The sequence below is a fragment of the Candidatus Thermokryptus mobilis genome (assembly GCF_900070205.1).
In the GTDB taxonomy this organism is placed as follows: domain Bacteria; phylum Bacteroidota; class Ignavibacteria; order Kryptoniales; family Kryptoniaceae; genus Kryptonium; species Kryptonium mobile.
This window is the reverse complement of sequence record NZ_FAOO01000025.1, coordinates 10,521-26,112: the sequence shown is the minus strand read 5'-3', so window position 1 is coordinate 26,112 and position 15,592 is coordinate 10,521. Positions and strand designations below refer to the sequence as shown.

Genomic DNA, 15,592 nt, shown 5'->3' with positions numbered 1-15,592 from the left:
TCAGCTTGCTTTAAGGGTTGATGAGTTAACCGAGCGTTTGAATCAACTTGCGGAGGCGCAAAGAGATATGGCTGAGAAGATGTCCAAACTTATTGATGCACAAATGCAGCTTGAGGATTCGCTTGCTAAATTGCTCGGAAGAATGAAAACAACAGAGGAAAGAATTGAGTGGATTTTCAGTTCAATTGGATTTACGATAGAGGATAAATCGCTCAAAGCTTTGCCAGAGCTTCTGAAAAGGGAGGGTATAACGGTTGAGGGTAATTTGATACGAAGGTATTATAAGATAGGCGATGAGTACAATCAGCTTAACATTTATGGGTGGGGCAGAAAAGACGGAGAGAAAATTCTAATCCTTGGGGAGATAAAAACAAGGGCTTCAAAGAAAGAAATAAATGAGTTCATAAAGCTTGCTGATAAAGTTAAGAAAAGCGAGGGCAATCCAAATGTGTTCCTTGTTTTTGTCGCTTATGATTATCGCCCAGAAATAGAGGAGTATCTAAAGGAGAAAGGCATAAAATACTTTTGGTCTTATGAGATAAGTTAAAAACAAATTGATCTAATTACATGGCTTATCAAGAACCAGCACCTATCCCTGACAAGGAGAATCCATTTGAGTCAATGATGAAAAGATTTGACAAAGCAGCTGAAATTCTTCAGCTTGAACAAGGCGTTTATGATTTTCTTAAGACACCTGCGCTTCAAGTTATCGTTTCAATTCCAATTCAAATGGATGATGGTAAGATTAAAGTATTTGAGGGTTATCGTGTAATTCACAGCTATGCTCTTGGACCAGCAAAAGGTGGAATAAGATATGCTCCAGATGTTACACTTGACGAGGTTAAGGCACTTGCAGCTTGGATGACTTGGAAATGCGCGGTTATGGATATTCCATTTGGCGGGGCAAAAGGTGCTGTTAAGTGTGACCCAAGAAAGTTAACAAAAGTTGAACTTGAAAAAATCACAAGGAGATATACCGCAAATCTTCTTGATATAATTGGACCTGATAAAGATATACCCGCCCCAGACCTTAATACCGATGAGCAAATAATGGCTTGGATTATGGACACCTACAGTATGCATGTTCGCAGAACTGAAAGAGCAGTTGTAACCGGGAAACCGTTGATACTTGGTGGCTCCCCAGGAAGGCGTGAAGCAACAGGACGTGGAGTTATGATTGTGACACTTGCTGCTATGGAAAAGCTTAAACTGAAACCGAAGAAATCAACCGCTGTAGTTCAAGGTTTCGGGAATGTCGGCTCTGTTTCGGCTAAGCTTTTGGCTGAGAGAGGATTGAAAATCATCGCTATAAGTGATATAACCGGGGGATATTACAATAAGAAAGGCATTGACATTGAAAAGGCAATCCAATATGTTCAGAAAAATCCCGAGAGAACGCTTGAGGGCTTTGATGGCGGTGAAAAAATCACCAACAAGGAACTTCTTGAACTTGAATGTGATGTTTTGATTCCAGCTGCGCGCGAGGATCAAATAACAAAAAATAATGCTCCAAATATAAAAGCGAAATTAATAGTTGAAGGTGCCAACGGACCAACAACGGCAAGCGCTGATCCGATTCTTGAAGAGAAGGGAATACTCGTTGTCCCGGATATAGTTGCAAATGCTGGCGGAGTGACCGCCTCATACTTTGAGTGGGTGCAGGATAGAATGGGATATTATTGGACAGCGGAAATGGTCAACGAACGCTTAGAAAGGATAATGATTTCCGCTTTTGAAAATGTTTACGATACGGCTAAAAAATATGGTGTATCTTTGCGACTCGGAGCTTACATCTTGGCTGTGGATAAAGTTGCAAAAACTTTGAAAATACGCGGAATTTATGGCTGATTTGCTCTGCAAAGCTTTCACCCTGATCGTTTTGCTGTCGTGTATTTCTCTATCTCAAAAATTGACGAATTTTGAAATAATTGATAGCTTGCTCAACTCAATCGTTGATGAAATTTCAGAAAAGATGAACACCGAAAGTATAGGAATTCAATCAAATTTAACCGATAAGCTTGTTGAAAATAGAATTTTGAACGCATTTTCAAAAAAATTTACCATTTTTCTCAACGACACGAATAAAACTGACATTGTAAGAATTGATGGATTTAAAAATAGAATTTCTTACAAGCGTGAGAGCGGGGGCTTCTTGAAAAGCACAAAATGGAGAAGGGATATTGAAATAAATCTACTGTGCACTTTGATTAATCACGGCAGGTTATTAACAAGCGATATTTTTAAGCGAAGTTTTTCAGATTACATAACTTATACCGAAATTGACAAAGTTGAAGACGAACATTTTAAATTCACACAGGGAGAGATTGTTGAAAACAAATCTGATTTGAAAAGATTAATTGAGGGACTGTTAATTGCCTCTTCAATCGGAATCGCGGTTTATCTTCTTTTTGTGATAAGAAAATGAAAATTGCTGAAATGAGAAAATTCTTAATTTTGTTTCTTCCGTTGTTACTTTTGCTGGGATGTTCTTCATCTAAAGAGGTCGCAAATTTATCCGCGGAGGATAGATTTGAGATCGGAAAGGAGAAATTTGATAAGAAGAAATATCTTGATGCGATTGAGGATTTTAAGTATATCTTGATCCAATATCCGGGTAGCACTGTTGCAGATGATGCCCAATTTTACCTTGCGGAGTGCTATTTCAATCGTGGTGAGTATTTACTTGCTTCATCAGAATATGAGAACCTGATACATAATTATCCGACGAGTGAATTCGTTCCACTGTCAAGATATAAACTTGGTTTGTGTTATTATAATCTCTCCCCTAAATCACAACTTGATCAAACCTATACTTATAAAGCCATTGATGCACTACAAGGTTTCATTGAGTATCATCCCACAAATGAGTTTGTTCAGGATGCCGAGAGGAAAATCCACGAGCTTATAAATAAGTTAGCAAAGAAAGATTATGAGACGGGGCTTTTCTATATGCGTAGGGAGTTTTATAAAGCAGCGATGATTTATTTTGACTCAATAATTGAACGATACCCTGACTCGGATTATCTTGATAAAGCGTATGCTGGCAAAATTGAATGTCTTTTCAAGAGGGAAAATTATAATGAAGCGATAAAGGTTGCTGATGAATTTGAAAGGAAATTCCCAAATAGTGATTTGCTTGATATGGTTAGGAAAATAAAACGGGAGGCGCAATTAAATGTCGGCAGAGAGATGCGAACAAGCAGATAGAGCTGATAAAGCCAAATATGTCAAGGACTCCCAAGTTGAGATGACAGAGCTTATACTTCCAAGCGACGCCAATCCATTGGGTTTTTTGCTTGGTGGGAGATTGATGCACTGGATTGACATCTGTGCAGCGATGTCAGCGATGAAACACGCTGGTAAAGTCGTCGTGACCGCAAGCATTGATGAATTGAATTTTCTCTGCCCGATAAAAATCGGCGAGGTCGTGATTTTGAAGGCATCGGTAAATCGTGTTTTCAGAACATCAATGGAGGTGGGTGTTAAAGTTTTTGCGATGAATCCATTGACAGGCGAGATAAGACATGCAAATTCAGCTTATCTTACTTTTGTAGCCATTGATGAAAATGGTAAACCTGTTCCAGTGCCCCCAATAATCCCGCAGACCGATGAGGAAAAAAGAAGATACGAAGAAGCGTTGATAAGAAGACAACAAAGATTGAAGCATAAGGAAGAATTGAAAAATGTTAATAAAGAGCGAAGTCCAACTCAATAGATTATTCTTCATCCTCTTTGCTTTTTATTTTGAATTTCTCACGGCTCAAAATAGAATTTTCCCTGCTTTTTATTTAAAAGAATTTCAACTTTCTGGGGGTGTATCAAGATTTTCAATTGGGGACATTGACGGAGATGCTATGCCTGACATCGGTGTTATTTCGGGTAAATCTATAACCTGTTTTAAGAATGACAACGGCTCGCTTAACTTTTATACCAACTTTCAACTCAAAGATAAAGCAACTGACTTAAAAGTTGAGGACTTGGATGGCGATGGATGGGGTGAAATTTTAACGGTCTATAAGTCAAACTCAATCATTGAAATTTTCAAGGGTGATACAATTGGTTTTAAAAGATTTTCATCTGTTACAACAAGCGTAAATCCTGAAATTATTGAGATTTCAGACATTGATTTGAATGGGTTTAAAGATATTGTAGCAACTGGGAAACTAATGCTTGGGATATCGGTCAATTATCAGATACAGAAAGACGATTTTTCAAGTCCTGTTAACTTTTTCCCTAAAATTCCCCTGCGAAAAATTAAGTTAATTGATTTGAATTACGATGGCGTCCCCGATATCGCTGGGATTGATTGGCTGAACAATTCGCTTATTATTTCCTATGGAAGGGGAGATGGGAAATTCGGTCGTATGTATTCGTTTCAACTTCCAGAAGAACCAACTGATTTTGCTGTCGCCGATATTAATAACGATGGTTTTTTTGATTACGCGATTGCTTTTTTCTATTTGAACGAGGTTCAAATTTACATAACAACGCAATCAGGCATAACCTCTCGCTTTCAGTTTAAGATTCCTAAACCGTCAATGATTACGGTCGGCGATATAAACGGTGACTCACTTAAAGATGTCATCATTGGAAATGGTGAGAAATTATTCGTATTTATCAACCGTATATCATCTTTTGAAAGATATGAATTTTCAGGTCAAAATGTCTCTCAGGTTGAATGTTGTGATTTTGACATTGATGGGAGGGATGAAATTGTAATGCTTGATTCAAGCGAAAATAAACTGCTTGTTTTTTATCACGCTGATAAATTCACCTTTACCGATGATTTTTCACTTGTAGTAGGTTTAAATTTTGCTGATTGCGTTGTTTCTGACCTTGACAGAAATGGGGTAAGTGATTTAACTTTAATTGGCGATGGGGAAACATTTCTTTTCGCATTTAGGAAAGAAGACGGTTTTAATTTTTCGTCTGAGAATATCGGCAAGTTCTTTACTGATATGAAATTTTTGTCCTTTGCTGATTATAACTATTTTTTCTGCGCGAATTACTCAACTGGCGATGTTTCGCTTTTTAGGTTGAATGATAAAAAAAAGTTATCTGAGATTTTCAGATATAATTTTGACAAGCCGATGCCTGTATTCGTCGGGGTCTCTGCGGATTCATCAATCTTCACTTTCCTCACCGTTTCCGATTCAAACCTTTTGATTATGAAGATAAACGATATATCAAGCTTTGATGAATTCACTATAAAGGAACTTGACAGTGTGAAAGTCATGGCATCGGCGGTTGCGGATTTAAACAATGATGGATATTTTGACCTTGTTGTGGTTGCAAAGGATACAAGCAACATAAAAATGAGCGTTTTTTTAAGGTCGGGCGAAGGAAAGTATGTTCGTAATTTCTCAACTAATTTAAACAGGATGATAAAGCGTGTTTTTATCTTTATCAGTGATTTTAATGGCGATGGTTTCAACGACATCCTCGCATATTATGATTATTCTGTGTCAAGAGCTTCTGATGGAGAGATAAATCTTTTTATCAATGATGGTTCTGGAAAATTTCGCAAAAGGGTTAGGATTGATACCCATGTTTATCTTTCAAGCGCAAAAATGTTAAAAATTGCCGATTTAAACGGTGATTTTAAGAAGGATTTCGCTCTTTTTGACAGAATGAGAGGGAGTGTTTATATTTACATTAATAAAGATGAAAAATTTGAGAAGTTCAACGCTGGAGGTTTTAAAGGAAAGTTCAATTATCTTGGTGTTGTTGATTTAGATTTTGATGGGTTTCTTGATCTGTTTTTGATAAACAGCGCGAGTGGAAGCGTTAAATTTATTATCAACAATAAAGGTCAATTTTAAAATGTGGCTTTTACTTTTGTTAATTTTTTTAATCGGGCATATTTATGGACAAGAAAAAGCTGAACAAGTTTATCTAACTCTCTGCGATAGAATGGGTATAGAGGTTGAAAAACCATTTAATTTTCAACCGTTTAACACAGGAAAGTGTGGATTTGGTCTTTATGTTGAAGTTGGACGGAATTGGGATAAATTTAACGAGATTCAAAAAACGAACATAAAGAAAGCGCTTGAGAGACCACAGCTTCAAACGAGCATATTGACAAGGAGTGGGAAGTTCAGAATTCATTTTGATACTACCGGGGTTAACGAGCCGTTCTTGATTGATGAGCTTGGGAATAGAATTCCAAACTCTTGGAGAGGTTATGTAGATTCAGTTGCAAGATATATTGACTCTGTATATAAGGTTCAAGTGGAAATATTTGGCTTTGAGTTTAATTTTAACGATGGGTCAGCGGGTGGTGGTCCAGAATATGACATCTATATTTTAAATCTCCCGGAAGGTTTATATGGTGAGACAGTTTTTGACCCTCTAAATCCATTGCCGAAGTTGGGGAAGGCGCAAAGATACTTGAGTTTTATGAGAATAGATAATTCCTATTCAAAAAGCTCTTTTTACACGCAAGGTATAAGTGCTTTGAAAGTGACGCTTGCACACGAGTTTAATCACGCAGTTCAGCTTTTATCCTATGGACTTTGGGAGGATAATATATGGTTTTATGAGATGACATCAACCTGGCTTGAGGAGGCGCTTTTTGACGAGGTGAATGATTATTACCAGTATATCCCGAGATTTTTCAAGAATACGAGAGCGCCAATTTATCAGCACGATGGATATGACCTTGCGGTTCTCGGGATATTTTTTCAGTCAAGGTTTACGCATAGGTTGATGGTTAAAACTTGGGGGATTATAAGAGATGAACCGCCACTTGTTGCTTTGGAACTCGCTTTGAATGATTTCAATTCAACTTTAAGACGTGAATTTGTTGAATTCTCGCTTTGGAATTATTACACGGGCAAAAGAGCAAATCCAAGATATTACAAGGAAGGGGAAAATTATCCTGAAATAAGGTTTGAAACACAGCCAGTGTTTTTAACATCAAATGAAGCTACTGTTAGAAATTCATCTGGAGCGCTTTCATCCCAGTATTATATGTTTGTCTGGAAAAACGATACAATTGTTGCAATAATTTCTAATGTGAATCTTCAGTATGCTTTTTTGCGCTCAAATGATGAATTTGAGTTTGAATATCATATAACAACCTCTTCCGGCAACGATTATACACCACTCGGAAACGGTTTGAGGGCGAAGTTAAAAGTCAATGATTTTGATAATTGGGGAAGTTTGAATATCTTAAATTCGCAAGTTTCTCTCGTTAAGGAAAGAGATGTTTTCCCGAACCCGTTTTATGCCGATGGAGTTGAAAAGGTACTTATACCTGTTGAATCAGGATTTGATGAGATTGACTTGAAAATTTTTACAACTGGGCTTGATCTTGTTTATTCAGCGAAGGTTAAACCAGAATTTAACTTTGGAAGTTACTTTGTGAGCTGGAACGGTAGAAATAGTTCGGGAGAGATCGTTAAAAGTGGAGTTTACATTTACATTCTCGTTGCCGACGGTGAAGAAAAAATTGGTAAGTTCGTTTTAATCAGAAAATAATTCCAAAAATGGATTTTAAGTTACAGGTTAAAAATGTAGGGAAAAAATTTGGGCGCTTGACGGTCTTTGAAGATGTAAATTTTGAACTTGAGATTGGCTCTTCATTGGTCATAACAGGGAAAAATGGCTCTGGGAAATCAACACTTGTTAAAATAATTGCCGGTCTTTTAAGCCCAAGTTCTGGTGAGGTCATTTATCAAATTGACGGTAAAAGGATAGATAAACTTGATTTGTTTAAATATGTCGGTTTTGTCGCACCTTATCTTCAACTTTACGATGAATTTACGGGTTATGAAACTCTTGAGATTTTAGCGAAGATAAGGGGATTGAAAAATTTTGGAGAGAGGATAGAGTCCGCTTTAAAAAGCGTTAATCTTTATAACCGTCGTAATGACCTAGTGCGTGGCTATTCTTCCGGGATGAAGCAACGCCTTAAATATGCTTGCGCTTTGCTTCACGATCCAGTCATTTTAATCCTTGATGAACCCACGACAAATCTTGACTCTGAAGGAGTTGATATGGTTTGGTCAATTGCAAGAGAGCGAAAATCCAAAGGGATATTGATCGTTGCTACAAATGAACCAGATGAAATTCAAATGTGTGATGAGGTTATAAATCTTGATGAATTGAAATTAAAGTCAAGGGAGAGAGTTGTTAAGTAGCATCTTTGCAATTTTTTTGAAGGATTTGAAATCCGAGCTTAGGACGAGATATGCCCTTAATGCTTTGTTTATGTTTGTTGTCGTGACGATCTCGGTGATTTTGTTTTCAACCGCTGGTGAATCTCTCGGAGGGACATTACTTTCTGGGTTGCTTTGGGTAGTTATTTTTTTCTCTGCTATGTCAGGACTTTCAAGGACATTCGTGAGCGAAGAGGATAGAGGGACGGTTATGTTTCTTCAACTTGCAACTAGACCTAGCGCAGTTTATTTCGGGAAATTGCTTTTTAATCTTGCTTTGATAACAGGGCTTAATGTTTTCATCGTGATAACTTATATTTTTACGATGGAAAATTTCAAAGTGAAAAGCTTTGATGTCTTTTTAATTTGTCTTTTCCTTGGTGGTGTTGGGCTTGCCTCAGCTTCAACTATAATTGCTGCTATCATAGCGAAGGCGAATACGAAGGGAACGCTTTATCCAGTCCTTTCCTTTCCGGTTTTATTGCCGTTGCTTATGACGACGATTAATATGACGCAACTTTCAATTGAAGGAGCAACGCTTGCCGAAGCAAGCGGACATCTTAGAATTTTGCTCTCTTATTCAATTGTCGTTATCACTGCGTCCTATCTTTTGTTTGATTATATATGGAAGGAATAATTTTTGTGGCATTCTTGTTTTACTTTTAGGAAGATGTTGAAAATTTGGACAGAGAAGGTTTGATTTCGTGTTTAAAATTTGAATAAAAAATTTGATTTGAAACTGGCACGAAATTTGAAATAATTTAACAAAAAACTCGGAGATTAAATGATCTGGAAGATTTTGCTCGGAGTATACATGGCGTTGATAACTGTTCTTGCTTTTACAATTCCAATTGGTTTCATCCCTGGGCTTGGTGAGAGGGCAAGGATAATTTTCCTTCATGTGCCGTCTGCTTGGTTAAGTGTAATAGCTTTTTTCGTTTCAATGCTCTATGGGATAAAATATCTTAATTCAAGGGACATAGTTAATGATGTCAAATCATCGGCTTCGGCAGAAATTGGATTCCTGTTTTGTTTTGTGACGACGGTAACTGGTTCAATTTGGGCGAAGTTTAATTGGGGATCGTTTTGGAATTGGGACCCAAGAGAAACATCAATTTTTGTTTTGCTTTTAATTTACGGGGCTTATTTTGTCTTAAGGTCCGCAATTGATGTTGAAGAGAGAAAAGCGACTCTCTCTGCTGTTTATTCAATAATCGCTTTTGTCACAGTTCCATTTTTTATCTTCATAATGCCGAGAATAATGCCCGGGCTTCATCCCGGTTCAAAGGGTGACCCAGAAGGAGCAGGTCCAGTTGTGACTTTTAAGATGGACCCAAATATGAGAGTTCTTTTCTTTGCTTCACTTATCGGGTTTACACTTGTTTATTTTTGGGTTTTTAAAATTCGCACCAAAGCCGAGGTCTTGAAAATTCAAATTGAAAATAAAATTTATATGGAGGCAGAGAAAAATGTATGAATTCCTTGAAAAGAACTCAATTTATCTTGTCCTTGTCATAGCGCTTATCGTCTGGTTATCCGTTTTCGGTTATCTTTTGAGATTGGACATGAGGTTGAAAAAAATAGAGGATGAACTTTTAAAGATTGAAAACAAAGAGGGAGGTGAGAGATGAAGATTAAGATCATCGTCGGCTCAGTTTTGATCGCTGTTTTTATAATTTTTGGAGCTTATTCTTTTATGGAAAGTAATGTTAAGTATGTGACGATAGAGGAAGCGAAAAAGACGGCTAAAAAGGTCCAAATCGTCGGCGAATGGGTAAGAGATAAAGAAAGTTACTATGACGCAAGGTTGAATCAGTTTGTCTTTTACCTCAAAGATGACAATGGCGAGATAGTTAAAGTAGTCCACAAGGGTCCAAGACCGAATAACTTTGAGATAGCGTCACATGTTGTGGTAAAGGGATATTACAAGGATGGAAAATTTGAGTCCCAAGAGATTTTAACGAAGTGTCCTTCAAAGTATCAATCAGCTGATGCACTTAAAAAATATCAAAATTAAATTTTAGAGGGAGATATGGTAGGGAGAATTTTAATATACATTGCTTTCGTTTCGGTTCTTTTTGCAACGATAGGTTATTATCTCGGTTTCAAAGGTAGGAGGAATTTAATTCCAAAAGCGAGATTAAGTTATCACATTTCTGCGGTGACAGTTATCCTTGCGAGTGCTTTTTTGCTTTATCTTATTTTAACGCATCAATTTCAATATACATATGTTTGGAGTTATAGTTCAACTGACTTATCAACTCCTCTTTTGATCTCCACATTTTATGCTGGTCAGGAAGGCAGTTTCATGCTCTGGACATTTTATACTTCAATATTGGGTCTGTTTTTGATGAGCTATGCACGTCGGAATGGATATGAGCCTGAGGTTATGAGTGTTTACTCACTTGTTAAAGTTTTTCTTTTGTTGATATTGATAGTTAAAAGTCCGTTTGAGTATATTTGGGAGACATGGCCTGGTCAAGTTCATGAGGGTTTCGTTCCACCTGAGGGGCGAGGTTTGAATCCACTTTTGCAAAACTTTTGGATGGTTATTCATCCGCCGATAATTTTCATCGGTTTTGCTTCAATGGCGATACCTTACTCACACGCAATTGTTGCTCTTTTGAGGAGGGAATATCTGACTTGGGTTAAACCAGCAATGCCTTGGACTATATTTGCATCTTTGTCGCTTGGTGCAGGGATTGCTATAGGTGGCTTCTGGGCTTATGAAACGCTTGGCTGGGGTGGTTTCTGGGGCTGGGACCCCGTTGAAAATTCATCGCTTGTCCCGTGGTTGATAGCGGTTGGAACAATTCATACAATGCTTGTTCAGAAAAGAACGGGTGCCTTTGCAAGATGGAATCTCGGAATGTCAATCCTTGCCTTTATCCTTGTCCTTTATAGCACCTTCTTGACAAGAAGTGGAATTTTAGGAGATACATCGGTTCATTCATTCGTTGACCCTGGGATGTGGGTTTATTCACTTTTGATATCAATTATGATCGTGTTTTCCGGAATTGGATTTGGGCTTTTATTTGCAAGGAGAAAGGAGATACCCAAAGTTAAAGTTGAATCAGATCTCCTCTCTCGTGAGTATAATTTATTTCTTGCATCCGTCTTGCTTGTTGTCATAGCTGGATTTGTAATTGCTGGGACTTCATCGCCGATCATAACGAAGATTTTAGAGGGCAAGGCAAGTGCGGTTGATATTTCATATTATAACAAAACGACACTTCCTTTGGGGATAATCATGGCGCTTCTCATAGGACTTGCCCAAGTTATGTGGTGGAGAAAAACAAAGCCCGAGGCGCTTTTGAAAACGCTTATGTTCCCAACATCGGCATCAACGATTTTTACATCAATTTTAATCATAATTGGCGTAAGGGAAATTTTAATGGCGCTTTTCATCCTTACTTCTTCGTTTGCTTTCTTCGTTAATTTGAGGATTGCATATAAAATCGCCCGTGGGAATCCAAAATATATAGGTGCATCGTTGACACATGTCGGCGTTGGACTTTTTCTACTTGGTGTCATCGCATCAACAAAATATGACAAAAGCCAGGTTCTTTCACTTCCGAAGGGTCAGGAAGTTACCGCTTTTGGCTATAAACTCACCTACATCGGAAATCAGAAGATAGACAAAGAAAGGGTTGCGTATAATGTAAAGGTTGAAAAAGATGGCGATTCATTTGTTGCGCCTTTACAAATGTATTTCAGTGAGTATAATCAAGGGGTGATGCGACATCCGTATATTTTTAGCCTTTTAAACTATGATATTTTTAGCAACCCAAAACTTCCCGCTTTTTTGATTAAGAATATGCTGACGAATGACCTTTACCTTTCACCGATGAGTTTGGAGAAAAGTGGCGTATTCAATCCACATTCAACTGGGGAGTTGATCATACTCAACAAGAACCAAGAAAAAACGATAGGTGGGTATACGCTTAAATTCATCCGCTTTGATATGACACCAGATGATATGGCGAAGATGATGAGCGGTCAAGATTTTGCAATTGGTGCTGTCATAGAGGTAATCTACAAGGGGAAAAAAGAGCAAGTCATACCTAAGATTTATTACAGAAATAATAATCCAATGCCTGAGCCAATTAAAATTGGCGATAAGCAATTGACATTCGTCAATTTAAATGTTGAAGGTGGTCAAATAGCTGTGACTTTTGGAGATGGAGCGATTGATTCGGAAGTTAAAGACGAGCCAACGGAGGTTCTTGTCATAGAAGCGAGTGTTAAGCCGTTTATAAACCTCGTTTGGTTCGGTGTTCTTGTTATACTTGCCGGTTTCATCGTCTCAATGTTGAGGAGGATATCTGAGGTTAGGAGATAAATTTTAACAAATTCTTGGTAATTGTTCCCCAGCGAGCATATCAACCACTCTTTTCCCACCAACAAGTGTTTTCATAAGGACAACGCTGGGGTGCTCGTCCGTTATCTCACCTATCATTTGCGCTTCTTTTCCAAGGGGATTAGCTCTCATTGCCTCAAGAACTTTTTCCGCATCTTCGTTTGAGACGACCGCGATCAACTTCCCCTCATTTGCCACATAAAGTGGATCAAGCCCGAGCATTTCACAAGCTGCTTTCACTGGCTCTGGTATAGGAATTTCCGATTCCCATATTTCAACGCCAAGTTTAGCTGATTGCGCCAGTTCATTCAAAGCGCTTGATACACCTCCGCGCGTCGGGTCACGCATCCAGTGGATATTTTCACTTACAGATAAAATATCTTCAACGAGGGAGTTTAAAGGAGCGGTGTCACTTTCAATTTCAACTTCAAATTCTATCCCCTCTCGTTTTGAAAGTATTGCTATTCCATGGAGCCCTATCGGTCCATTGATTAAAATTTTATCCCCAGGTTTCACTTTCCTTGGTGAGATTTCAATTTCTTTTTCAATGATTCCAATGCCCGAGGTATTGATGAAAATTTTATCACCTTTACCTTTTTCAACAACTTTAGTATCACCAGTGACCAAAATTACACCAGCGCGAGCACAAGCTTTTTTCATACTTTCAACTATTTTGCACAAGTCGGAAATAGAGAAACCCTCTTCAAGTATGAAACCGGCACTTATGAAAAGCGGTTTTGCTCCACCAACAGCAAGGTCATTTACAGTTCCATTTACAGCAAGTTCCCCTATATCACCACCAGGGAAGAAAATAGGATTGACAACATAAGAGTCCGTTGTAAAAGCGATTTTTAAACCATTCAAGTTTATCACCGCTTGGTCTCCGAGTTCAGCGAGATATGGATTTTCAAAAGCCGGGAGGAAGATGTTTTTGATCAACTCGGATGTTAATTTTCCACCGCTTCCATGCCCGAGTAAAATTTTGTCGTAATTTGAAATTGGAGTGGGGCAATTCAAGTTAAATTCGCTCGCCATAGCAAATGGGGAAATGTTAAGTTTTTATTCTTCCATAATTGTAGTAAGCTGCGCAAGCTCCTTCTGATGAAACCATAGGTGCCCCAAGTGGATTAAGTGGTGTACATATGGTCCCGAACGCGGGACATTCACTCGGTTTTTTCACGCCTTGCAAAACATAACCACTTATGCAAAGTGAAGATTCTTCAGTTTTTATCTCCGATATACCACCAAACGCTTTTTCGGCGTCAAATTCAGAGAATTCATCTTTAAGTTTAAAACCACTCTCAGGTATTAGTCCAATCCCTCGCCATTTCATATCTGAAATTTTGAAAACTTTAAAAATTAATTCCTTTGCTGGTATGTTCCCTTCACGCCTGACAGAACGGGTATATTGATTTTCAACTTCAAATCGTCCTTCCTCAAGTTGTTTAATCAGCATAAAAATTCCCTGCACTATGTCAACCGGCTCAAAGCCCGTGACGACAATCGGAACTTTATATTTCTTTGCTATCGGTTCATATTCCTCATATCCCATCACAGTGCAAACATGACCTGCAGCAATGAAGCCGTTTATCATATTCCAAGGTGACTCAAGTATGGTTACGATCGCTGGTGGAACACGAACATGGGAGACAAGAACGAAGAAATTTTTTAAGCCAAGTTCTTTCGCTCTCCACACTGCCATAGCATTTGCTGGTGCTGTTGTCTCAAAACCGATAGCAAAGAAAATAACTTTTTTGTCGGGGTTTTTCATCGCTATTTTTACGGCATCAAGCGGTGAATAAACAATCCTAATATCTGCACCCTCGGACTTGACTGTGAACAGGTCTTTATTTGACCCGGGGACTCTGAGCATATCCCCAAATGAACAAAATATCACCCCAGGCGTTGAAGCAATTTCAATTGCTTTATCAATTATTTCAATCGGTGTGACGCATACAGGACAACCCGGACCATGAACGATGTTAATTTTATCCGGCAATAATTCATCAATTCCATATTTTATAATCGTGTGCGTTTGCCCACCGCATATCTCCATTATCGTCCATTCGCGTGTTGTTATCTCATATATCTTCTCAAGATACGCTTTGACTAGTTTTGAATCTCGGTATTCATCTATGAACTTCATTTTCAATCGCCGAGTTCATTTTTCAGAAATCCCATCTTTTCAAGATAAAAAAGCATCTCTTTTGCTTCTTGCTCGTTTAACTTGCTTATCCCGAATCCGACATGCACGACTGTATAATCACCTACTTGGGCGTCTGGAATATATTCAAGGCAAACTGTTTTCACAACACCCCCGAAGTCAACTTTCCCCATCTTTAATCCGTTCTCATCAAAAATCTCAATTATTCTCCCTGGAATCCCGAGGCACATTCTGTTTCTCCTTTAAATTTTTTTAAAATTTAATAACAAATCGGGTTAAAAGTCAATCGGTGTGAAAGTATCCAGCTCCCCCTGATAGTCGGGGGAGCGGATTACTTTATAATCTGCTCCACATATCTTGTATTTGCTTAAGAAGGACTACTGGGTCGGTTGAATGAGGCGCTCCAGCTGGGTCAATTATATCAAGCTGTTTAGCTGCGTTTTGAAAATCGCCAAGCGTGTAATATGATTGAGCGAGGACAAGTCGCAATCTCTTATGATAAACGCGATTGTCATATTCAAAAACATAGTTTGCATTCTCATTCAAAACTTCAAGCGCTCTTTGTATCGCTGCAGAAAATTCATTTAAAGCGTGATGCACAAGTGAAAGCCCAGCTTTTGAATTCAACTTTACATTTTGCGAAATTGATTGATGAGCAAGCGAGTTCAATAAATCATTTTTTGCAAGTGAGAATTCTCGTCTGTAAGCTCTTGTCCAGCCCCTTCCACATTCGGCGCTTGCTTGAAGTGAATCATAGATTGTGTTCGTTCGCGCAAGCGTAACCGCAGAGTCAAATTTCACCAAAGCCCCATCATAATTTCTCGCCGTGAATAATTGCCAACCCGACTGAATCAAATTTATGATTTTAAGTATCGTCTCGTCCCCACTGCCACTTAATTGAACTTC

The 15,592-nt window shown here is 38.3% G+C and carries 17 protein-coding genes; 13 read left to right on the top strand and 4 right to left on the bottom strand.

From position 1 onward, the window contains the following. From FKZ43_RS11530 to FKZ43_RS10685, 13 genes are all read left to right on the top strand, one after another. Positions 1-547: hypothetical protein (locus FKZ43_RS11530; RefSeq protein WP_419951035.1), on the top strand; the 547-nt coding region annotated here is incomplete at its 5' end. A gap of 20 nt (positions 548-567) precedes the next feature. After that, positions 568-1,848, top strand: coding sequence for a Glu/Leu/Phe/Val family dehydrogenase (locus FKZ43_RS10740; RefSeq protein ID WP_140945894.1), 1,281 nt, complete (start codon positions 568-570; stop codon positions 1,846-1,848). Further along, positions 1,841-2,425 (top strand): hypothetical protein, encoded by a 585-nt coding sequence (locus FKZ43_RS10735; RefSeq protein ID WP_140945893.1) that lies wholly within the window; start codon positions 1,841-1,843, stop codon positions 2,423-2,425. Before FKZ43_RS10740 ends, FKZ43_RS10735 begins: the two co-directional genes overlap by 8 nt. Then, the gene (locus FKZ43_RS10730; protein ID WP_140945892.1) at positions 2,422-3,207 is read left to right on the top strand and encodes an outer membrane protein assembly factor BamD; all 786 of its coding nucleotides are present in this window, start codon (positions 2,422-2,424) and stop codon (positions 3,205-3,207) included. Before FKZ43_RS10735 ends, FKZ43_RS10730 begins: the two co-directional genes overlap by 4 nt. Continuing rightward, complete coding sequence (locus FKZ43_RS10725; protein ID WP_140945891.1) at positions 3,176-3,715, top strand: acyl-CoA thioesterase; 540 nt, start codon at positions 3,176-3,178, stop codon at positions 3,713-3,715. The genes FKZ43_RS10730 and FKZ43_RS10725 overlap by 32 nt, the downstream gene beginning before the upstream one ends. Next, positions 3,684-5,822: an FG-GAP repeat domain-containing protein gene (locus FKZ43_RS10720; protein ID WP_140945890.1), complete on the top strand. Its 2,139-nt coding sequence runs from the start codon at positions 3,684-3,686 to the stop codon at positions 5,820-5,822. Before FKZ43_RS10725 ends, FKZ43_RS10720 begins: the two co-directional genes overlap by 32 nt. Before the next feature lies 1 nt (position 5,823). Then, complete coding sequence (locus FKZ43_RS10715; protein WP_140945889.1) at positions 5,824-7,482, top strand: MXAN_6640 family putative metalloprotease; 1,659 nt, start codon at positions 5,824-5,826, stop codon at positions 7,480-7,482. An 8-nt stretch (positions 7,483-7,490) separates the two neighbouring features. Then, complete coding sequence (locus FKZ43_RS10710; protein WP_140945888.1) at positions 7,491-8,144, top strand: ABC transporter ATP-binding protein; 654 nt, start codon at positions 7,491-7,493, stop codon at positions 8,142-8,144. Then, positions 8,134-8,799, top strand: coding sequence for a heme exporter protein CcmB (locus FKZ43_RS10705; RefSeq protein ID WP_140945887.1), 666 nt, complete (start codon positions 8,134-8,136; stop codon positions 8,797-8,799). The genes FKZ43_RS10710 and FKZ43_RS10705 overlap by 11 nt, the downstream gene beginning before the upstream one ends. 147 nt (positions 8,800-8,946) lie before the next feature. Further along, the gene (locus FKZ43_RS10700; protein WP_140945886.1) at positions 8,947-9,639 is read left to right on the top strand and encodes a cytochrome c biogenesis protein; all 693 of its coding nucleotides are present in this window, start codon (positions 8,947-8,949) and stop codon (positions 9,637-9,639) included. Next, on the top strand, positions 9,632-9,793 hold the full coding sequence (locus FKZ43_RS10695; protein WP_140945885.1) for a CcmD family protein: 162 nt from the start codon (positions 9,632-9,634) through the stop codon (positions 9,791-9,793). Before FKZ43_RS10700 ends, FKZ43_RS10695 begins: the two co-directional genes overlap by 8 nt. Then, positions 9,790-10,179 carry a cytochrome c maturation protein CcmE domain-containing protein gene (locus tag FKZ43_RS10690; RefSeq protein WP_140945884.1) on the top strand — a complete coding sequence of 130 codons (390 nt, stop codon included), beginning with the start codon at positions 9,790-9,792 and terminating at the stop codon, positions 10,177-10,179. Before FKZ43_RS10695 ends, FKZ43_RS10690 begins: the two co-directional genes overlap by 4 nt. A gap of 15 nt (positions 10,180-10,194) precedes the next feature. Beyond that, entirely contained in the window at positions 10,195-12,504 is a 2,310-nt protein-coding gene (locus FKZ43_RS10685; RefSeq protein ID WP_140945883.1) for a heme lyase CcmF/NrfE family subunit, read from the top strand. Positions 12,505-12,507: 3 nt separating this feature from the next. Here the strand turns inward: FKZ43_RS10685 and hypE are convergent, their stop codons facing one another. The 4 genes from hypE to FKZ43_RS10665 form a co-directional block, all read right to left on the bottom strand. After that, positions 12,508-13,557: a hydrogenase expression/formation protein HypE gene (hypE, locus tag FKZ43_RS10680; protein WP_140945882.1), complete on the bottom strand. Its 1,050-nt coding sequence runs from the start codon at positions 13,555-13,557 to the stop codon at positions 12,508-12,510. A gap of 16 nt (positions 13,558-13,573) precedes the next feature. After that, positions 13,574-14,668, bottom strand: coding sequence for a hydrogenase formation protein HypD (hypD, locus tag FKZ43_RS10675; protein ID WP_140945881.1), 1,095 nt, complete (start codon positions 14,666-14,668; stop codon positions 13,574-13,576). Positions 14,669-14,670: 2 nt separating this feature from the next. Next, positions 14,671-14,916 carry a HypC/HybG/HupF family hydrogenase formation chaperone gene (locus FKZ43_RS10670; protein ID WP_140945880.1) on the bottom strand — a complete coding sequence of 82 codons (246 nt, stop codon included), beginning with the start codon at positions 14,914-14,916 and terminating at the stop codon, positions 14,671-14,673. Positions 14,917-15,022: 106 nt separating this feature from the next. Then, on the bottom strand, positions 15,023-15,592 hold a 570-nt coding region (locus FKZ43_RS10665; RefSeq protein WP_181180352.1), incomplete at its 5' end, for a hypothetical protein.